Raw genomic sequence first — 19096 nt, forward strand, 5'->3', positions numbered from 1 at the left:
GGAATCGTCCGTCAGACCCTGTCGTTCAATGCATGTACCTTAATGAGGCGTCCGGTATCGACCGGTGACCGCGTCATTGTTTTCGCCGGCCAGCGCCGCCCGTTGCCCGGGACTGACCGCCGTTGCGGTACCGTTCGAGCAGGTTTGCGCGCTTCACTACACCCTCTCCTGCCTGCCCTGCAAGCGCTGCGGCATGGATAAAAGCGTTCTGGCCCATCAGTTCTTCCATTTCCGCCTCCGTGAAGACACGGAATGACGGTATTTCCTTTTCAGTCTCCATACCAAGATGCCAGGCCTTGCGTGCCTGGTCGATCTTGCGAACGCCGTCGGCGGCAGCATCCATCGCATGGAACACGGCAAGTGCCGAGCCGTTGCGAACGGCGCCATCGACCTTCGACGAGCCGCTGACGAACTGGCCCGCCTTGCGCGCCATGTTCATCATCCCGGCGAGTTGCGCTGCAAGAAGGCGGTCGACGGTGGCGCCGAGATCGCTCGGTGCCGTCACCTCCGCCTTCAGGGCGCGAGAAAACAGTTTCTTCGCCACTGCCTTGTCCACCAGCGTCCGGTCGAGTTTGACCCAGCAGCCGCGTCCCGGCAGTTGCCGCTTCAGATCGGGAACCACGGTCCCGTCCGGAGCGGCTACGAAGCGGATCAGCTCATCCGGTGATCCGCTTTCGCGTGTTACGATGCACATACGGCCGTTCAGGTCGCCACCGCTGAGATCGTCGTCTTCAGGCGATGCGTCCGGTCCCCCGGTGCTCATCATGCTTCCTGCTCGGCCTCATCCTCCGTTGCCTCTTCCGCCTCGGAGGCGAGATCGGCTTCGGTGATCCAGCCGGCCAGCAGGCGGGCCTGCACGACCATCTGCTCGGCCTCGACGCGCGACACTTCGAGCTTCGAGAACAGGCCTTCGAACTTCTTCGTTTCGCCGTTCTTGCGTTCGGTCCAGCCGACGAGATCGTCGGCGGCGCAGCCCGCAAAGTCCTCGATCGTCTTGATGCCGTCCTCGCCGAGGGCGACCATCATCTGTGCGGTCATGCCGTTGATCTGGCGCAGCTCGTCGGAAACGCCGAGCGTCTTGCGCTTCTCGTCCATTTCGGCTTCCAGGCGCTCCAGATATTCGCGGGCGCGATCCTGGATTTCCTGGGCGGTCTCTTCGTCGAAACCGTCGATAGACGAAATTTCGTCAAGATCGACATAGGCCAGTTCTTCGACGGCGGCAAAGCCTTCGGAGGCCAGAACCTGGCCGACCATTTCGTCGACGTCGAGCGCATCCATGAACAGGTTGGTACGCTCGTTGAATTCCTTCTGACGGCGTTCCGATTCCTCGGCCTCCGTCATGATGTCGATGTCCCAGCCGGTCAACTGCGAGGCGAGACGGACGTTCTGGCCGCGGCGGCCGATGGCCAGCGAGAGCTGCTCGTCCGGAACCACGACTTCGATGCGCTCTGCATCCTCATCGAGAACGACCTTGGCGACTTCCGCCGGCTGCAGCGCGTTGACGACGAAGTTCGCCGGTTCGTTGGACCACGGAATGATGTCGATCTTTTCGCCCTGCAGCTCGCCGACGACGGCCTGAACGCGCGAACCGCGCATACCGACGCAGGCGCCGACCGGATCGATCGACGAGTCGTTCGAAATGACGGCGATCTTGGCGCGCGAGCCCGGATCGCGGGCAACCGACTTCACCTGGATGATGCCATCGTAGATTTCCGGCACTTCCATGGTGAAGAGCTTGACCATGAACTGCGGATGCGTGCGCGACAGGAAGATCTGCGGGCCGCGCTGTTCGCGGCGCACGTCGTAGACGTAAGCGCGAACGCGGTCGCCGTAGCGGAAGTTTTCACGCGGGATCATCTCGTCGCGGCGGATGATGCCTTCGCCGCGGCCGAGGTCGACGATGACATTGCCGTATTCGACGCGCTTGACCGTGCCGTTGACGATTTCGCCGACGCGATCCTTGAACTCGTCGAACTGGCGGTCACGCTCGGCTTCGCGCACCTTCTGCACGATGACCTGCTTGGCCGACTGGGCGGCAATACGGCCGAAATCCATCGGCGGCAGCGGATCGGCAATGAAATCGCCGAGGGCGGCGTCGGGGTTGCGGTCGCGAGCCAGTTCCAGCGGGATCTGCGTGGAATAGTCCTCGGCCTTTTCGACGACTTCGAGCAGGCGCTGCAGACGGATTTCGCCGGTCTTCGGATTGATGTCGGCGCGGATGTTCGACTCCGTGCCGTAACGCGAGCGCGCGGCCTTCTGGATCGCGTCCGCCATAGCGGCAAGCACGATCTCGCGGTCGATGACCTTTTCGCGCGCCACTGCATCTGCGATCTGCAGAAGTTCTAGCCGGTTCGCACTGACTGCCATTGTCTTTAGTCTCCGTCTTCCTGCCGTGGGGGTTCCCGTCCCGTACGGCGGTTCGTTGATCGGTTATTCTTCTTCGTCCGCTTCGTTCTGGTTCGCAGCCTCGGCTTTCGCCAGCTTGTCGGCGCGCAGTGCATCGCGGATGAGGTCGTCCGTCAGGATCAGCTTGGCATCGGCCAGCGTGCTGAACGGAATGGTCACCTTCGGCTCTTCGCCGTAGGCAACCTGGTCGCGCTCGATCGTAAAACCATCGGCGCTGACATCGGCGATCTTGCCACGGAACCGCTTGCGGTTATCCACCAGGATCGAGGTCTCGCACTTGATGAGATGACCGATCCAGCGGCTGAAATCCGACTTGCGCACCATCGGGCGATCAATGCCGGGCGAAGACACTTCCAGATGATACGCTTTATCGATCGGATCTTCCACATCCAGCACCGGCGAAATCGCCGTCGAGACCTCTTCGCAATCCTCGACGGTCATTGTGCCGTCGTTGCGCTCGGTCATGATCTGCAATGTCAGGCCGTTCTGATTGAGAAGGCGCGCGCGCACCAGACGGAAGCCCATGCCCACAAGCACAGGCTCGATGATGGCGGCAATCCGCTGGTCGAGGCCGGTTTCGACGATCAGCCGCGGTTCATTGGCATTGTCTGCGTTTGTCTCTTCCGACAAGCGTTCACTCCTGCATTGTGCATGCATTTGGAGATCGAGCTAATAAAAAAGAGCGGGTCCTTGCGGCCCACTCTTCATCACACGATCAAGAATTTGATGCCGATATAAGCCCGTTCCCGTCAAATTGCAAGGTCTTCGCACGCAAAGCCGGCTTTGCGGATTATTTCCGGAATTCTGTAGCAGGTGCCGTTAAGTTTTCCGGGCGTCATGGACGGCAACTTTGCGCCGATAGCGGTCATCGCTATTTTTTTGCCGACGACGGGCGCGAAGACGATGCTCACTTGAAATTACATTAGCGCTAATGTAATTTGCTTATCATGAATAACAAAGACAGGCCCGGTTTGGGCGAACTCCTCCGTTATGTCAGCGAACTTGTCGACCAAGGCGCGGCCGAGCGGTATCGGGCACTCGATATCGACTATCGCCCCCGCTACACACCCGTGTTGCGCGCCCTCAGCGCCGGAGCCGTTACCGTGACCGACATTACGAGCGCCAGCAGCCTCACCCAAGGGGCGATTAGCCAAACCGTTAGCCTGATGCTGAAGGACGGATTGGTCGTTCGGCATGCATTGGATGACGGGCGGAAGAGCGGCCTCAAGCTGACCAAGCGCGGCTCCGAACTTCTGAAGAGGCTGGAACCTCATTGGGAAACGACGTTCCGTGCCATCCGCGAGCTTGAGGCGGAGATCGGGTTTCCGGTCCTGAAAGTTCTGGGAAACCTCGCGACTGCCTTGGAAAGACAGGGCTTTGCGGATCGATTGGCGGACGCCGAAAAGTGCGGGAGAGATTCATGACTGGGAACGCCGAGATCACAACCGCCAAAAACTGGTTCGACAAGGGGGGCAGCGCCTACGCGTTGTTCAGACCCGAATATCCCGCGGGACTTTCGACGTTCCTGGCGCAGACCGTCGGCGGGCGGGGTTGCGCTGTCGATGTCGGATGCGGAAACGGGCAACTGACGCGACAGCTCGCGGACCAATTCAAGAGGGTGATCGGCATCGATCCCAGCGAAGACCAGATCGCCAACGCGCACCGGCACGCCAACGTGGCGTATCTCTGCGCACCTGCGGAACAACTTCCGCTGCCTAACGGAAGCGCGAGTTTGATAACCGCGGCACAGGCGGCCCATTGGTTCGACCGCCCGCGATTCTACGAGGAGGCACGGCGTGTAGCAGATGACGGCGCGGTCATCGCGTTGATCAGCTACGACGTCATGCGGCTCGCGCCTTCTGACCTTCAGGATCGGTTCAATAGCTTCTACCACGATGAAATCGGCCCCTACTGGCCGCCGGAGCGCAGGCTTGTGGACTCTGGATATTCCGACATCGAGTTTCCGTTCGAGGAGATATCGTATCCCGAAATGACCATAGATCGTGTCTGGGAACTCGGAGAATTGCTGGGTTATCTGTCGACTTGGTCCGCCGTCCGGCGCGTAAATGAGGCTGGGCGGGGCGACATCCTAGAAAACTTCTTCCGCGATATCTCGGCGATCTGGGGCAGCCCCACAAGCAAGCTGCCGATTTCCTGGCCGATCAACATGCGATTGGGGAAACTATGAGCCAGTCCAACACATTACCTCTGCTCTCTGTCGGACTGCGTCATACGGAACGCCTTTCCGTTGCTCCAATTCACACTGTGCCTGAGATCGACGAATCTTGGCCTGGCTTCCGTGACATGCCGCCAGTGCTGGCGACGGCAATGATGATCGCCTTCATCGAGCAAACATGCGTGCAGGCCCTGCGGCCTTTCCTCAGCTCGGGGCAACGCACAGTTGGCACTCATGTCGATGTCAGTCACGTCGCCGCAACACCTGTCGGGATGACCGTCACGGCCGAAATAGAGTTGATCGAGATCGAGGGAAGGTCGCTCCTGTTCAAGGTAACCTGCCGCGACGATGCCGGTGTCATCGGAGAGGGAACGCACCGACGCGCCATCATTGAGATGGATCGCTTCATGAAGAGACTTGGCGAGAAGTCTGCAGCGGCAACAACGCATCCTTGAAGGTGCTCACGCCAAGACGCTAGTCTGCTTCGGGCCGAAAGCCGCCAAATTCCGCTTATTTCAGCACGCCGAGCATCGAGCTGTCGGGATAGCAGGTGGGCTTGCGGCCGCTCTTTTCCTGCCATTGGCCGATCGATCGGCGGGTCTTGTAGCCCGGCAATCCGTCGGTGCCGCCGACATCGTATCCCTTGTGCTCCAAGGTCACCTGCATGCCGGCGACGTCGGAGCGCAGCATCTTGCCGACATCGCCCCATTGGCCCTGGAAGGCGCCGGAGCCATAGGCGATGCGGTCGGCGAGATTGCCGATGTAGAGGCCGTAGAGATCGGAATTATTGTATTCCTTGATGACGTAGAAATTCGGCGTGACGATGAATTCCGGCCCGTCGCGGCCGGCCGGCACGAGCATCATGCCATTCGCGCGTAGCTCATCGGACGGAAAAGTCTTGCCGGAAATCCTGGCGATACCGAGCGAGGTCCAATGCGAAATCGGCTTGGCGAGATCCGGCCCCTCCTGCGCGCAGGAAACATTTTCCGGGATCGTCACTTCGTAGCCCCAACCGCGGCCGCGCTGCCAGCCCTTCTGAACTAAATAGTTGGCTATGGAAGCGAGCGTATCCGGCACCGACGTCCAGATATTGCGATGGCCGTCGCCGTCGAAATCAACAGCATATTTCAGATAGCTGGTCGGCATGAACTGCGGCTGGCCGAGCGCGCCGGCCCAGGAGCCCATGAACTGATCGGGCGTGACGTCGCCATGCTCAAGAATGCTGAGCGCTGCGATGAGTTCGGTGCGGAACATCTCCTTGCGCGTCGACATGAAGGCCTTGGTCGCCAGCACCTGGATCGCCGAATTCGGCAGTTTCGCCGCTCCGAAGCCGGTCTCGCGACCCCAGATCGCCAGCACGATCGGCCCAGGCACGCCGTAGACCTTCTCGATCCTTTTCAGCGTCGGACCATATTGTGAAGCGAAGCTACGCCCGGTCGCCGCCAGCTTCTGCAGCCGCGCCTCGTTGAAATAGGGGGCGGGCGAGGAGAATTCCGCCTGCGTCTGCGGCTGTTCCTTCGGCTTTGGAAAACCCGGCGGCACGAGATCCGGCAGATCCCAATTCAGCGTTATGCCGGAAAAAGCGGCCTTGAAGGTCTTTTCAGAAATGCCGTCCTTCTGCGCTTCCGGCCAGAGGTTCTGTTGCACCCAGCTTTGGAACTGCGCTTCGACATCGGCTTTTGAGGCGGCGAGGGCGGGGAGAGGGAGGAGGATGCAAAGGAGCGAAAGGAAGCAAAGAATCTGCCGCACCACTGATACCCCCCTCTGTCCCTTTCGGGACATCTCCCCCACAAGGGGGGAGATCGTTGGGAGTTTGCCGCGCCTTTCGCGAACCCGATATGCTTTAGTCTCTTCGGAGACAATCGCGATTTGAGGTAGAGCGGTGCCACAGGCTATCGATCTCCCCCCTTGTGGGGGAGATGCCTGAAAGGGCAGAGGGGGGTTGCGAGGAGCACTGGCGACGAGCGCCTTGAGCGCGAGCGAAAGGCAATGTCCTTGCGCCAATCCGTTTTCCTCCTTCAAATCGCCGTTCGCGCCCGCAGCGCCGCCGTCAGGGTGCCTTCGTCGAGATAGTCGAGTTCGCCACCGACTGGTACGCCATGGGCGAGGCGAGTGATTTTTACCTCCAGGCCGGCGAGTTGGTCGGTTATATAGTGTGCTGTGGTTTGCCCTTCGACCGTCGCATTGACGGCGATGATGATCTCGCGGACACCGCCCTCGCCGACCCGTTCGATCAGGCCGCGGATGTTGAGATCATCAGGGCCGATGCCGTCGAGCGGCGACAGCACGCCGCCAAGTACGTGATAGGCGGCGTTCATCGCGCCGGCGCGTTCCAGCGCCCAGAGGTCGGCGACATCCTCGACAACGATGATGACGGACTGATCGCGCCGGTCGTCGGTGCAGACGGTGCAGGGATCGACGGTATCGACATTGCCGCAGTGCGAGCAGATCTTCACCTTGTCGTAGGCGTCGCCCATGGCATGGGAAAGAGGGCCAAGCAACTGATCCTTCTTCTTGATCAGGTGCAATGCCGCGCGTCGCGCCGAGCGTGGGCCGAGGCCCGGCACTTTTGCCAGGAGCTGGATGAGTTTTTCGATTTCGGGGCCGGTGACTCGCTTTGCCATGGGAGGCTTTTAGCTCATATGCTGACGGAACGGAATCGCGGAAGGGATGATCGCCCTATGAAAATTCTGGCCGTCTGCATCGGCGCCGCCGAAAAACTTCCCGGCAAGAGCTACAGGACCGGCATCTATAAGCATGCGGTCGGCGGTGCGGTCATGATCGACGCCGAGGGTATCATCGGCGACGCTATCTGCAATGGCGAACATCACGGCGGACCCGATCAGGCCGTCTATGTCGAGGGTTCGCTGACGCTGGATTGGTGGTCGAACGAATTGGGGCGCCGGCTGGAATACGGTACGTTCGGCGAAAATATCGTCATCGAGGGGCTCGATAACCGCGAGGTCGCGGTGGGTGACAGATTCATAGCAGACGATCTAGTTCTGGAGGTGACCTCCGCCCGCATCCCCTGTGCGACCTTCGCGGCGAAGATGGGCGATCCGAAATTCGCCAAGCGCTATATGCAAGCCGGCCGTCCCGGCATCTATTGCCGCGTCATCAAAAACGGCACGGCTGCCGCCGGAATGCCGGTGACCTATAGTCCCTATGCCGGCGCCAAGGTCACCATGCCGGAATTGATGGCGACCTTCGGCAGACGTTTGTCCCCGGAGGATCGGGTGCGTTATCTCTCCGCGCCTATTCATTACAAGCTCAGAGCGCTTCTCGATGACAATCCCTAAGCAAGCCCGGTGTAAAACCGTTCGAATAGCGCCTGCCCTTCCGGCCAATCGCCGATACCGGAATTCGCATTGATGTGGCCGAGCGCGCCGGCATCGATCAATTCGCTGCCCCAGACAGCAGCACTTTCCGTCGCATAGTCGAACGAGCCGAAGGGATCGTTGGTGCTTGCGATGAGAAGCGAGGGAAACGGCAATCGTTGGCGCGGCGGATTGGCGAAGCTCGGGGCCTCCGTCAGATAGACGTCGCCCGTGGGATCTGGCGCGGAGACGAGGAAAGCACCGAGGATTTTTGCCGATGCGGAGGCCGCCCAGTGCGCGACCAACTGGCAGGCGAGGCTGTGGACGACAAGGATAGGCAGCGTCCTGGAACGGCTGATCTCCCGGTCGAGCGCGGCGAGCCAATCCGTCAATTCCGGCCTGTCCCAACTCGCCGGCTGAAAGCGGCGCATCTCGGGATTCTGCCGCTCCCACAGGGTTTGCCAGTGACCTTCCCCCGAACCGCCAAGGCCGGGCAGGACGATGATATCCCTCATGTCTTTCCTCTCGCACTGTGTTGACGGAGGGAAATTGACACGCTGCATCGCCGGTTGACATCACAAACCATCGGATAAAACTTGCGCCAGCCGATGAATTCAAGGTGCGAGATGGAAAGCTTCGAGAAGGACCTGGACCCGACCGATCTGTCGATGATCGAGATTTTGCAAGGTGATGGGCGGATTTCCGTATCGGAACTCGGCCGCCGGGTCGGGCTTTCGCAGCCCGCCGCGTCCGAACGTCTCAAGCGCCTTGAGGAGCGCGGCATCATTGCCGGCTACCGCGCCGTCGTCGATCCCGCTGCCGTCGGCCTCGGCATGATGGCGATCGTCCGGCTGCGGACGACCCATGAGCATATACGCCCCTGCCTGAAACAATTTTCGGAGATGCCGCAGATTATCGAGGTCCTGCGGCTGACCGGCGAGGATTGTTTCCTACTCAAGGTGCTGGTGCCGACACCATCAGACCTTGAAACCATCGTCGATTCCATCGCTCGCTACGGCGCGGTGACCACGTCGCTGGTGCTGCGGAACGAGCCGGCGAAACCGATCGGCCGCGAGCTCATCCGCAAGACGATGGTGCGTTGAACGGAGCGCTTCTCAGAAAGGCAGCTTGAAACCGGGCGGGATCGGCAGGCCGGCGGTCAGTTCGCGGGTCTTTTCGGCGGCCAGTGCTTCGGCCTTTTCCTGGGCGTCCTTATTGGCAGCGACGATCAGGTCCTCGAGGATTTCGACATCGTCTTCCTTGAAGAGCGACGGATCGATCTTGAGGGACAGCATCTGGCTCTTGCCGTTCACAGTGACGGTAACGAGGCCGCCGCCGGCTTTGCCTTCGGCCCGGATGTCGGCGATTTCCGCCTGCATCTTTTCCATCTTGGCCTGCATTTCCTTCACTTTGCCCATCATGCCCATGATGTCGCGCATCGTTGCTGGTCCTTTTTTCTCGTCTTTGTCTTGTTATTTTGGGTTACAATCCAGGTCGAAAACCGCTTTCCGTTTTATAGTACGGCTCTTCGATTTGATATCATACCCTTAGAATTCGATATCATCGCCCGGCAGGATATCGCCGTCGACGGATTCGGCAGTCGCCGGAGCGGCCACTTGTTCCTCTTCTTCCGGATCGGGCGCCCGCACGCGAACGTCGATGATCTTTGCGCCCGGAAATTGCGATAGGATTGCGGCGACATCAGGGTCCTGGCGGGCATCGGCGACCCGCTGCTGCTGCGCGTTCGCCTCGGCCTCCACAAGCGTCGGCTCGCCTTCCTCGCGGCTGAGGCTGACGATCCAATGGATGCCGGTCCATTCCTTCAGCTTGACGGCAAGCTCGTTCAGCAGCGTTGTCGGCGCACCCGGCGCCAAGCTGACGTCGAGCCGGCCTGGCTCCAGCCGCACCGGGCGAACGAAGCTGCGCACCAGCGCCTTCACTTTCGGATCGCGCTTCTGGCCGGCAAGTTCCGCGATATCGGCCATCGAATTGACGGGGACGAGCGGCTTCGGCGCTTCGGCGGGTTTCGGCTCGATTCGGCCGATAACAGGGCTCGCTTGCGGCTGCGTATTCGGAACCGAGCGCAGCATGGCGACCGGTGCTGCCGGCGACGGGGCGGGCCGCGATGGTGCGGTTTCGACCGCACGCGCCATGACATTGCCCTGATAGGAGACCGGTGTTCCCATGCCGTTGCCAGCCGACGAAATGGGCGAAGGACGCGTTCCGCCGCTATTGCCATCCGAAAATTCGGCAAGTCGCCGCGCTGCGTCTTCCGGCGCCGGCAGATGGGCGGCATGGGCCAGGCGGATCAGCACCATTTCAGCGGCGCCGGCCGTGCGGGCAGCAGTTTCAGTCTCCGGAATGCCCTTCAGCAGCATCTGCCAGAAACGCGACAGCGTCGTAACCGCGACACCTTGCGCGAATTCGACTGCCTTCGTGCGCTCGACCTCGCTCAGCGACGGATCGTCGGCAGCATCGGGCACATATTTCAGGCGGGTGACGAGATGGGTGAAATCGGCAAGGTCGGTCAGCACGACGACAGGATTGGCGCCGGCTTCATACTGGCTGTTGAATTCCGCCAGTGCGGCGGCGACATCGCCCTTGATGATATGGTGGAAGAGATCGACGATGCGCGCACGATCGGCAAGCCCCAGCATCGAGCGGACGGCATCCGCCGCAACCACACCGCTGCCATGGGCGATGGCCTGATCGAGCAGTGACAACCCATCGCGGGCCGAGCCTTCGGCGGCCCGGGCGATCATGGCGAGCGCTTCCGGCTCAGCCTCGATGCCTTCCTTGGCGGCGATGGTGGTGAACAAGCCGACGAGATCGGAAGCGCTGATGCGGCGCAGGTCGAAGCGCTGGCAGCGCGAGAGCACCGTGATCGGCACCTTGCGGATTTCGGTGGTGGCGAAGATGAATTTCACATGCTCGGGCGGCTCTTCCAGCGTCTTCAGCAACCCGTTGAAGGCGGCCGTCGACAGCATGTGCACTTCGTCGATGATATAGACCTTGTAGCGCGCCGAAACCGGGCGATAGCGCACCTGCTCGATGATCTCTCTGATGTCGTCGATGCCGGTATGCGAGGCAGCGTCCATCTCGATGACATCGACATGCCGGCCTTCCATGATCGCCTGGCAATGCAGGCCGGGCTCACGCAGGTCGATGGTCGGACGGTCGATTTCGGCGGTCTTGTAGTTGAGGGCGCGCGCAAGGATGCGGGCCGTCGTTGTCTTGCCGACACCGCGCACGCCGGTCAGCATATAGGCCTGGGCAATACGGCCGGTCTCGAACGCATTGGTCAGCGTCCGAACCATCGGCTCTTGCCCGACCATCAGGTCGGTAAAATCCTTGGGCCGGTATTTGCGGGCCAACACCCGGTAACCGGTGCCGGTCGAAGCGGCATCTTTTGCTTGTCGCTCGGTGTCGCTCATTGCCCTGCTTATTGCCCGCTGAAAGCCGGGCCTTGCTTTCGGAAAGGGTGGGAGGCTGGCACGATGACCCGTGCCGGGCTCGTTAGGGCTGCTTCCTTCCGGACCTGACCCGGTTGGCGAGTGGCTCGTCCACCACCAACCTCCCGGATGCACATATCGGCAATATCGGCATCAAAAGCAAGCCAAGCTCAAAAAAAACTGCTAAACATTTGATAAAACATCGGAGGAAGACCCATTGCAGGATTTTGCGCTCGACGATCGTCTGGCGAATGACAGCGTTTCCGTCGCTGTTACCGGCCTTTGCGACGTGCGGCTGATGAAGGATCGCCGCTGGCCATGGCTTGTGTTAATCCCCCGGCGGCCCGGCATATCGGAAATATTCGAGCTGACGCCGCTCGATCAGGTTCTGCTAACCTTCGAGACCAACAAGGTCGGTGCTGCCTTGAAGACGGTAACGGGAGCGACAAAAATCAACATCGGGGCCCTTGGAAATATCGTCCGTCAGCTTCATGTTCATGTCATTGCGCGGTTCGAAGGGGATGCGAACTGGCCCGGCCCGATCTGGGGCTATGGCAAGGCGGAACCCTATGCGGACGCAGACATGAACAGCTTCATAGCCAAGTTGCGGGACACGCTTTCACAATGAACCATTCCATATTCTCTACGGATGCCCCCCACCCGGAAGCCAGCAGCCTTACCGCCTTTGCGGAAAATCAGCTTAATCGGGATGCCGAGCACCGCGACGAGGAATCGATCAAGCACGCGCTCGCCAAGGAAGGCACGCATATCCTGGCATTTGCCCAGGATCGGCTTGTTTTGAAGCATGATGGGCAGGTGCTCGATCCGCTGTTTGCCCGCTACGAGCTGCAGGAGCTTGATCCGGACTGGGAAGCGGCGGTGTTGCTTGGCTACCGCAGGACCGGCGAGCCGCGGCTGGCCGTTCCGGTGCGCATCAATGCCGACGAACTCGCCAGCCATTACAAGCCCGCCGACATGCGCGCGCTCTGGCGCGATCACCTGCTCGAAGGCGAAATCCTTGGCGAAGCGGCGCAAGGCATGAGCCTTATCCGCTGGAACGGCGACAACCGCTTCTGCGGCCGGTGCGGCTCGGTCATGGAGCTCCGCATCGGCGGCTATAAGCGCGTCTGCACGGCCTGCGAACACATGATCTTCCCGCGCACCGATCCGGTCGTCATCATGCTGACGATCGACGAGGAGAAAAATCTCTGCTTGCTCGGCCGCAGCCATCATTTCGCGCCCGGCATGTATTCCTGTCTGGCCGGTTTCGTCGAACCGGGCGAAACCATCGAAAATGCCGTGCGCCGCGAGACGCACGAGGAGTCCGGCATCCACATCGGCCGCGTTCGCTACCATGCCTCGCAGCCCTGGCCGATGCCACATTCCCTGATGATCGGCTGCTATGCCGAGGCAAAGTCGAGGGAGATCCATATCGATGCGAACGAGCTTGACGATTGCCGCTGGTTCACGCCGGAAGAGACGCTCGCCATGCTCGATCGTGTCTCGGCCTCCGGCAACACCTCTCCACCCAAGGGCGCCATCGCCCATCGCCTGATGCGCGACTGGGTGGAGTGGAAGCGATAGGCGCTTGTCATGGCGCGCTCGGAACGGCTGCTAACCCTGCTGCAGACGCTCAGGCGCTACCGACGGCCTGTCAGCGGCGCGACGCTTGCCGAGGAGACCGGCGTCAGCCTGCGCACGCTCTATCGTGATATCGCCAGCCTCCAGACGCAAGGCGCCATGATCGAAGGCGAACCGGGCATCGGCTATGTCCTGAAGCCAGGCTTCATGCTGCCGCCGATGATGTTTTCGCAGGATGAGATTGAAGCGCTGGTGCTGGGATCGAGATGGGTCGCCCGCGCAACCGATTCGCGATTGGCAGCAGCCGGAGCTGACGCTCTTGCCAAGATCGCCGCCGTGCTGCCGGCCGAAATGCGCGAGGCGGTCGACCAGGCGGCAGTGGTCGTGGCGACGCGGCGTATCACCGAGGACAAGGCCGATCTTTCCCTCATGCGCAAGGCGATCCGCACGGAGCGCATGGTGCAATTGACCTATGGCGACGTGAACGGCGCCATTTCGACCCGCCGTATCTGGCCCTTCGCGCTCGGTTATTTCGACAATGCGCGCATCATCATGGCCTGGTGCGAGCTGCGCCAGGATTTTCGCCATTTCCGCGCCGACCGCATCGTCGATTTCGCGGTGCTGGAAGCGCGCTATCCACGACGTCGTATTACCCTTGCCAGGGAATGGCATGCCCGGGAGGGCATGGTTCACGATTGATTTTCACCGATAACACTACTGCCAGAAACTGTCAGTAGGCAGGACTATGATGGGCACCATCCCAAGCAGGAAGGAGGACCGATCATGGCAAGCAACGCTTTCATCGTCACGAAACAAACGCATCGCGGCATCATCGAGGCGCGCAAAGGCAAAGATCTTTCTATGCCGGCATGGCCGGTCCGCCTTCTGCGGGTTGCGCTTGGCTATTTCGCCCATGGCCGAGATCGACTCGATATCGAGGGCGTGCCGGATTCAATGAAGCGCGATCTGGGCTTTCTGGACGGTCATGCCCCGTACCGTGAGGAAAACCGGATGCGTTAAAGACGCATCTTCATCCGACCATCCGCTGACAAAGCCATCCCCGGCAGGCTCTGCCCTGTCTGCCGGACCGCATCCTTCATGCCCTTATATCCCCTAAACCAAGAGGAATATCCAAATGACCAGCCCGAATCTCATCATTTTCTACGTCAAGGATCCGGCCGAAAGCGTGCCTTTCTATCGCGACCTGCTCGGCCGCGAGCCGGCCGTTGCCGCGCCGAATTTCGCTGCCTTCCCGCTCGACAATGGCTTCACCCTCGGCCTCTGGCGCCGCAGCAATGTCGAACCGCAACCGTCAGCTATCGGCAACCGCGGCGAACTCGCCTTCATGGTCGAGGGCGATGGTGCGGTCGCGGAGCATTATAAGGACTGGAAATCCCGTGGCCTGCCAATCGCGCAGGAATTGACGACAATGGATTTCGGCCCAACCTTCGTCGTGCTCGATCCGGATGGCCATCGTCTCAGGGTTTGTGAGCCGGATAAGTAAGGCCCCAATTGCGGCTCTGCCCCTCACCCTCACCCTCTCCCCGCAAGCGGGGCGAGGGGACGACCTCGGGCTGTCGCTGAGCTCGATGATGGAAGGGAGGCTGCAGGTGTCTCTATCCCCTTCTCCCCGCAAGCGGGGAGAAGGTGGCCGCCCTTCGACAAGCTCAGGAGGCCGGATGAGGGGCTAATACGGCGACTAGGATCGTTCCAACTGAAGCAGCGGTTGTTGCCTAGTGTATCCCTGTAAAACGCCTAAGCATGCAGCTCGAGTTGACTTGCGGCATTTGGAGAAGAGACTGATCGATAAATTCAGAGTCATGCGAGGAACAATTGCTGCATCATATTTCATTCGGCGTCTCGGATATCGAGAAGGCCGCCGCGTTCTACGACGCCGCCTTCGCGCCGCTCGGCTATGTCAGGGTTTGGGAAGACTTGAACCCCGGCGATCCCGACCAGGCGATCGGATATGGGCCGCCCGGCGATGGCGATAAGTTCGCCATCAAATTGCGGGGCAAGGAGGCTTGCGCTCCTGGCTCGGGCTTTCACCTCGCCTTTGGCGCGCCAAGCCGTGATGCCGTCGTCTCATTTCACAAAGCGGCGCTCGCTCATGGCGGCAAGGACAACGGGCCGCCTGGTCTTCGGCTTCATTACGGGCCGAACTATTTCGCAGCCTTTGTTATCGATCCGGATGGACACCGTATCGAGGTCGTCACCAAGGCTGCGGATTAGCTAACGATGGAAATGTAGCGATCCAGCCACCCGCCCTAGTGGTTCGAGGCTCCAGCCCTTATGGGCTTCCGCACCTCACCATGAGGGCTAACCCTTTGCGCCAACAACGATACTTGCTCCACCTCATCCTGAGGAGCGTAGCCCGTCGGGCGGAGCCTCGAAGGATCGAGGTGGCCTCCGAAACGATCCGGGCTTACAGATCACCCCGCATCGGATGGCCCTTGTAGACGCCGAGGATGCGGACCTTTTCGGAGAAGAACCGCAATTCCTCCAGCGCGCGGCGCACATGCGCGTCGGAGGGATGGCCCTCGATGTCGGCGTAGAACTGCGTCGCTACAAAACGGCCGCCGAGCTGATAGCTTTCGAGCTTGGTCATATTGATGCCGTTGGTCGCAAAGCCACCCAGGGCCTTGTAGAGCGCAGCCGGAATGTTGCGGACGTTGAAGACAAACGTAGTGACGATCTTTTCCTCGGCCGAGCTGCGCTGAGCCCAATTCTCGTCTCGCGACAGGATGACGAAGCGCGTGACGTTGCTTTCGGTGTCCTCGACATTTTCCGCAACGATTTCCAGCCCATAGAGATCGGCCGCCAGTCGCGGCGCCAGCGCCGCCATGGTGCGGTCGCCGGTTTCCTGCACGAGCTTGGCAGCACCCGCCGTGTCGCCGGCGATGATTGGTTTCCAGCCGTTGGCGCGCACCACCTTGCGGCATTGGCCAAGCGCATGGATGTGGCTGTGCACCGTGCGGATCTCTTCCTTCTTCACACCCGGCAGAACCATGAGCTGGAAGTGGATCGGCATGAAATATTCGCCGACGATATGCAGCCGCGATTCCGGCAGCAGATGATGGATATCGGCAACGCGGCCGGCGATCGTGTTCTCGATCGGGATCATGCCGAGATCGGCATCGCCATTATCGACGGCGGTGAAGGCGTCCTCGAAGGTCTGGCAAGGCAGCGGTTCCATCGTCGGGAACATGTCACGGCAGGCCATGTCGGAATTGGCGCCGTAGTCGCCCTGGAAAGAGATCTTGTTGGTCTTGCTGATCATTGGACTGCCTTTAGGGAAATTCCGTCAGAGAGAGGCGCCGGAAAGGATGCGGCGGGCCTTTTCGAGGTCGGCGGGAGTATCGACACCGAGCGGTATCGTGTCAACGATCTCGACATCGATGCGCATGCCGGCCTCCAGCGCCCGCAATTGCTCCAGTGATTCGCGCTTTTCCAGCGTCGAAGGGCCGAGGCTGACGAATTTCTCCAGCGCGGCGCGGCGATAGGTGTAGAGGCCGATGTGATGATAAAGCGGCCCGTTGCCATAAGGGGCCGTGGCGCGGGTGAAATAGAGCGCGCGCAGGCGGCTGTCCGAAATGGGCGAGCCGACAACCTTGACGACGCTCGGCAGCGTCTTTTCTTCTTCGTCCTTGATCTCGACGGTCAGTGTGGCGATATCGACGGCCGGATCTTCCAGCGGGCGCAGCGAAGCGCGGATGGTCTCGGGATCGATGGTCGGCAGATCGCCCTGAACGTTGACGACGATCTCCGCGCGGCCCTCGGGATCCACGGCCTGCAGGGCTTCATAGATTCGGTCCGAGCCGGATTGATGATCCGTGCGCGTCATGACGACTTCGAAACCCGCATTCGCAACGGCGGCAAAGGTGTCCTCATGGTCAACAGCGACGACGATGCGACCGATCGCCGCCTCGCGTGCGCGTTTGGCAACCTGTACGATCATGGGCAGGCCGCAAATATCGGCGAGCGGTTTACCGGGCAGGCGTGTGGAGGCCATCCGGGCCGGAATGAGTACCAGCGTCTTGTCCAAGTTGGGATCTGTCATTGTTGGGCCTTCTATTCCCGCCGGAAAAGTGTCAAAAAGTCTCACGGTGGAGACCGTTTACAGAGTTGCAAGAAACAGTCAAAAGACATAGGTTTCGCGCGAATTCAAGATGGGCCGGCAGCCGCTGCCGGAGGCGAGGGGAGCATAGCAGATGAATTCATCCTACGTGAACATGGGTGTCGGGGCACTTCTGGCCACACTTTTTGTGCTGAAGTCCGTGTCGCTCGCGTCGGGATTTATTTTCCATTCAGAGACACCGGAAAAGCCGGGCTTCGCAATTATCGCCGCTGAAGAATCGTCTGCAGGAGCAGGCGGCAAGGCAGCCGCCGCAAAGCAGGAAACGCCGATCGCGCAATTGCTGCAAAAGGCCGACGCCAAGGCTGGCGAATCGATCTTCAAGAAGTGTCAGGCCTGTCATGACGGCACCAAGGGCGGGCCGAACAAGGTCGGTCCTGACCTCTGGGGCGTCGTCGATCGTCCGATCGCCTCGCATGAAGGTTTCGCATATTCTGCCGGCATGAAGGATTTTTCTAAGGGCAGCAGCGAAAAGTGGACCTATGATCATCTCTACCACTTCCTCGAAGCGCCGAAGAAATTCGTCTCCGGAACGGCGATGGGCTTTGCCGGCCTGCCGAAGGAAGAAGATCGTGCCAATGTCATCGCCTATCTGCGCACGCTGGCCGACACGCCCGAGCCGCTGCCCGATGCGAACGCGCCGGCAGCGACGAACTAAGTTGCTTCAAGCGAATCTATGCAAAAGCCCGGTCGTCTCGGCCGGGCTTTTGCATGTCGGTCTGCCGTTCAAACGGCGGCGGGCTTACGCAAAGCAGCCAAGCACCTTTTGAGATCGCGCGCAGCCGGCCTTGTCACTAGCCGAGCATATAGGCCCAAAGCGACACCGAAACTACGCCGAGGGCCGTTGTCAGCGTGATTGTCGAAGCAGCAAGGCTGTGGCCGACGCCGAAGCGATTGGCAATGAGCCAGGCGTTCACACCTGTTGGAACCGAAGACGTGAGCACCAGCGCCTTTCGCCATTCCGGGCTCAGGCCGAGAAGGTAGCCGGCCGCAAGCACGCAGGCTGGCAACAACAAAAGCTTGAAGGCCGAAGTGACGCTGGCAACGCCGAGATTACCGGAAAGCCCGTAGTGCCGCAGGGCCATGCCGAGTGAAATCAACGCGGCCGGGCCTGCTGTATTGGCGATGCTGTCGACGACGGTGCCGAGCGTTGCCGGCAAGGGAATGCCGATAAGGTGCACGACGAGCCCGGCGACAAGTCCGATGACCAGCGGATTGCGGGCGAGATTTCTGCCGACCTGATTCAGGAGTTCGCCCGTGCTTCGCCCCGTGCCGCCACTCGCCTTGCGCTCCGCCTGTTCCATCAGCATCGTGCCGGCGATCATCATGACCGGGAGATGCACGGCAATCAGGATCGACAGCGCCACGATGCCGTCGGGACCGACCACGCGGCTCACCAGCGGCAGGCCGATGAAAACATTGTTGGCGAAAGCGGACGACACTCCGGCGAGCACCCCGATCCGCGCATCCCGCCCGAACAGCCGCGTCGCCGCCAGATGACCGGCCGTCCAGGCGACCGCGACTCCGGCGAAATAGGCGATCCACAATCGAAACGGCGAAGCTCCATGAAACTGCGCGCCTGCAATGGTCTGGAAAAGCAGCAGCGGCACGGCAATCTTGAAGACGAATTCGCTCATCGCCTCGCCGACGCTGGCCGTCAATATTCCGGCACGCACGATCAGCCAGCCGACGAGGATCAGCAGGAAAATCGGCAGGACATCGGAGAAGATTTCGGACATGCCGGGCGAGGAAGCTGTGACGGGATCTTGCGGATTGATCCCAAAGTTGTAGCAGCTTGCCGCATCGTGAGAAGCCGAAAAGCGGTCGGAAACAAAAAAAGCGGGTTGCGCCCGCTTTTCCGCATCTGGTCCCGCCGGAGTCCTCCCGGTGCACAAGCCGCCAGTTCATCCGTGGTCGGCACGCGTACCGGTGAGGCGGAAGGTATCATACCTTCCAAGAGCTGGCCGCGAATGCCTTGTCCGCATCCCATGCCAGTTCACTTGATAAGCGTTTACAGATGGAAAGTGAC

At 60.7% G+C, this 19096-nt stretch carries 23 protein-coding genes and 1 other RNA gene; 12 read left to right on the forward strand and 12 right to left on the reverse strand.

Annotated elements, in window-relative coordinates; genetic code table 11:
• Window positions 1-73: 73 nt before the first annotated feature.
• The 3 genes from C9E91_RS00640 to rimP all read right to left on the reverse strand — a co-directional run bounded on the left by C9E91_RS00640 (window position 74) and on the right by rimP (window position 3036).
• A complete protein-coding gene (locus C9E91_RS00640; protein WP_107106457.1) occupies window positions 74-766 on the reverse strand; it encodes an RNA-binding protein in 693 nt (230 codons plus the stop codon).
• Complete coding sequence (gene nusA / locus C9E91_RS00645; protein WP_107106458.1) at window positions 763-2367, reverse strand: transcription termination factor NusA; 1605 nt, start codon at window positions 2365-2367, stop codon at window positions 763-765. The genes C9E91_RS00640 and nusA overlap by 4 nt, the downstream gene beginning before the upstream one ends.
• 63 nt (window positions 2368-2430) lie before the next feature.
• Window positions 2431-3036 carry a ribosome maturation factor RimP gene (gene rimP / locus C9E91_RS00650; protein WP_107106459.1) on the reverse strand — a complete coding sequence of 202 codons (606 nt, stop codon included), beginning with the start codon at window positions 3034-3036 and terminating at the stop codon, window positions 2431-2433.
• 341 nt (window positions 3037-3377) lie between these two features.
• On the opposite strand from rimP, the gene C9E91_RS00655 reads away from it, so the two are divergent.
• From C9E91_RS00655 to C9E91_RS00665, 3 genes are read left to right on the forward strand one after another with little or no spacing between them, the layout of a single operon-like run.
• On the forward strand, window positions 3378-3830 hold the full coding sequence (locus C9E91_RS00655; RefSeq protein WP_245407393.1) for a MarR family winged helix-turn-helix transcriptional regulator: 453 nt from the start codon (window positions 3378-3380) through the stop codon (window positions 3828-3830).
• Window positions 3827-4594, forward strand: coding sequence for a class I SAM-dependent methyltransferase (locus C9E91_RS00660; protein WP_107106461.1), 768 nt, complete (start codon window positions 3827-3829; stop codon window positions 4592-4594). The genes C9E91_RS00655 and C9E91_RS00660 overlap by 4 nt, the downstream gene beginning before the upstream one ends.
• Window positions 4591-5037: a thioesterase family protein gene (locus C9E91_RS00665; protein WP_107106462.1), complete on the forward strand. Its 447-nt coding sequence runs from the start codon at window positions 4591-4593 to the stop codon at window positions 5035-5037. The genes C9E91_RS00660 and C9E91_RS00665 overlap by 4 nt, the downstream gene beginning before the upstream one ends.
• A gap of 55 nt (window positions 5038-5092) precedes the next feature.
• Here the strand turns inward: C9E91_RS00665 and C9E91_RS00670 are convergent, their stop codons facing one another.
• Together C9E91_RS00670 and recR are read right to left on the reverse strand one after the other, a co-directional pair.
• Window positions 5093-6364 carry a lytic murein transglycosylase gene (locus tag C9E91_RS00670; protein ID WP_107106463.1) on the reverse strand — a complete coding sequence of 424 codons (1272 nt, stop codon included), beginning with the start codon at window positions 6362-6364 and terminating at the stop codon, window positions 5093-5095.
• 236 nt (window positions 6365-6600) lie between these two features.
• Window positions 6601-7206: a recombination mediator RecR gene (gene recR, locus C9E91_RS00675; protein WP_107106464.1), complete on the reverse strand. Its 606-nt coding sequence runs from the start codon at window positions 7204-7206 to the stop codon at window positions 6601-6603.
• Between the two features lie 57 nt (window positions 7207-7263).
• Between recR and C9E91_RS00680 the strand changes: the two genes are divergently transcribed.
• Window positions 7264-7881 carry an MOSC domain-containing protein gene (locus C9E91_RS00680; RefSeq protein ID WP_245407394.1) on the forward strand — a complete coding sequence of 206 codons (618 nt, stop codon included), beginning with the start codon at window positions 7264-7266 and terminating at the stop codon, window positions 7879-7881.
• Here the strand turns inward: C9E91_RS00680 and C9E91_RS00685 are convergent.
• On the reverse strand, window positions 7878-8414 hold the full coding sequence (locus C9E91_RS00685; protein WP_107106466.1) for an RBBP9/YdeN family alpha/beta hydrolase: 537 nt from the start codon (window positions 8412-8414) through the stop codon (window positions 7878-7880). The two genes, C9E91_RS00680 and C9E91_RS00685, sit on opposite strands and share 4 nt — an antisense overlap.
• A gap of 111 nt (window positions 8415-8525) precedes the next feature.
• Here C9E91_RS00685 and C9E91_RS00690 point away from each other — a divergent pair, with 111 nt between their 5' ends.
• On the forward strand, window positions 8526-9002 hold the full coding sequence (locus C9E91_RS00690) for an Lrp/AsnC family transcriptional regulator (protein WP_107106467.1): 477 nt from the start codon (window positions 8526-8528) through the stop codon (window positions 9000-9002).
• A 12-nt stretch (window positions 9003-9014) separates the two neighbouring features.
• On the opposite strand, the gene C9E91_RS00695 is transcribed toward C9E91_RS00690, so the two are convergent.
• The 3 genes from C9E91_RS00695 to ffs all read right to left on the reverse strand — a co-directional run bounded on the left by C9E91_RS00695 (window position 9015) and on the right by ffs (window position 11477).
• Entirely contained in the window at window positions 9015-9338 is a 324-nt protein-coding gene (locus C9E91_RS00695) for a YbaB/EbfC family nucleoid-associated protein (RefSeq protein ID WP_028754649.1), read from the reverse strand.
• Window positions 9339-9446: 108 nt separating this feature from the next.
• The gene (locus tag C9E91_RS00700; protein WP_107106468.1) at window positions 9447-11333 is read right to left on the reverse strand and encodes a DNA polymerase III subunit gamma/tau; all 1887 of its coding nucleotides are present in this window, start codon (window positions 11331-11333) and stop codon (window positions 9447-9449) included.
• Between the two features lie 47 nt (window positions 11334-11380).
• Window positions 11381-11477, reverse strand: an RNA gene (gene ffs / locus C9E91_RS00705) — signal recognition particle sRNA small type.
• 91 nt (window positions 11478-11568) lie between these two features.
• Between ffs and C9E91_RS00710 the strand changes: the two genes are divergently transcribed.
• The 6 genes from C9E91_RS00710 to C9E91_RS00735 all read left to right on the forward strand — a co-directional run bounded on the left by C9E91_RS00710 (window position 11569) and on the right by C9E91_RS00735 (window position 15164).
• The gene (locus C9E91_RS00710) at window positions 11569-11979 is read left to right on the forward strand and encodes an HIT family protein (protein WP_107106469.1); all 411 of its coding nucleotides are present in this window, start codon (window positions 11569-11571) and stop codon (window positions 11977-11979) included.
• Complete coding sequence (gene nudC / locus C9E91_RS00715; protein ID WP_107106470.1) at window positions 11976-12935, forward strand: NAD(+) diphosphatase; 960 nt, start codon at window positions 11976-11978, stop codon at window positions 12933-12935. The genes C9E91_RS00710 and nudC overlap by 4 nt, the downstream gene beginning before the upstream one ends.
• Before the next feature lie 9 nt (window positions 12936-12944).
• Window positions 12945-13631, forward strand: a complete 687-nt coding sequence (locus C9E91_RS00720) for a helix-turn-helix transcriptional regulator (RefSeq protein WP_107106471.1) — start codon at window positions 12945-12947, stop codon at window positions 13629-13631.
• Between the two features lie 84 nt (window positions 13632-13715).
• Window positions 13716-13952, forward strand: coding sequence for a hypothetical protein (locus tag C9E91_RS00725; RefSeq protein WP_107106472.1), 237 nt, complete (start codon window positions 13716-13718; stop codon window positions 13950-13952).
• A 115-nt stretch (window positions 13953-14067) separates the two neighbouring features.
• Window positions 14068-14436, forward strand: coding sequence for a VOC family protein (locus C9E91_RS00730; RefSeq protein WP_107106473.1), 369 nt, complete (start codon window positions 14068-14070; stop codon window positions 14434-14436).
• 329 nt (window positions 14437-14765) lie between these two features.
• Window positions 14766-15164, forward strand: a complete 399-nt coding sequence (locus C9E91_RS00735) for a VOC family protein (RefSeq protein WP_107106474.1) — start codon at window positions 14766-14768, stop codon at window positions 15162-15164.
• 193 nt (window positions 15165-15357) lie between these two features.
• Here the strand turns inward: C9E91_RS00735 and C9E91_RS00740 are convergent, their stop codons facing one another.
• Together C9E91_RS00740 and C9E91_RS00745 are read right to left on the reverse strand one after the other, a co-directional pair.
• A complete protein-coding gene (locus tag C9E91_RS00740; RefSeq protein ID WP_107106475.1) occupies window positions 15358-16212 on the reverse strand; it encodes a prephenate dehydratase in 855 nt (284 codons plus the stop codon).
• 24 nt (window positions 16213-16236) lie between these two features.
• Complete coding sequence (locus C9E91_RS00745) at window positions 16237-16992, reverse strand: 3-deoxy-manno-octulosonate cytidylyltransferase (RefSeq protein ID WP_107106476.1); 756 nt, start codon at window positions 16990-16992, stop codon at window positions 16237-16239.
• A gap of 151 nt (window positions 16993-17143) precedes the next feature.
• On the opposite strand from C9E91_RS00745, the gene C9E91_RS00750 reads away from it, so the two are divergent.
• Complete coding sequence (locus C9E91_RS00750) at window positions 17144-17725, forward strand: c-type cytochrome (RefSeq protein WP_107106477.1); 582 nt, start codon at window positions 17144-17146, stop codon at window positions 17723-17725.
• A gap of 136 nt (window positions 17726-17861) precedes the next feature.
• On the opposite strand, the gene C9E91_RS00755 is transcribed toward C9E91_RS00750, so the two are convergent.
• Entirely contained in the window at window positions 17862-18806 is a 945-nt protein-coding gene (locus C9E91_RS00755; protein WP_107106478.1) for an AEC family transporter, read from the reverse strand.
• Window positions 18807-19096: the final 290 nt, after the last annotated feature.

Source organism: Rhizobium sp. SEMIA4064, from assembly GCF_003025035.1.
In the GTDB taxonomy this organism is placed as follows: Bacteria; Pseudomonadota; Alphaproteobacteria; order Rhizobiales; family Rhizobiaceae; genus Rhizobium; species Rhizobium paranaense.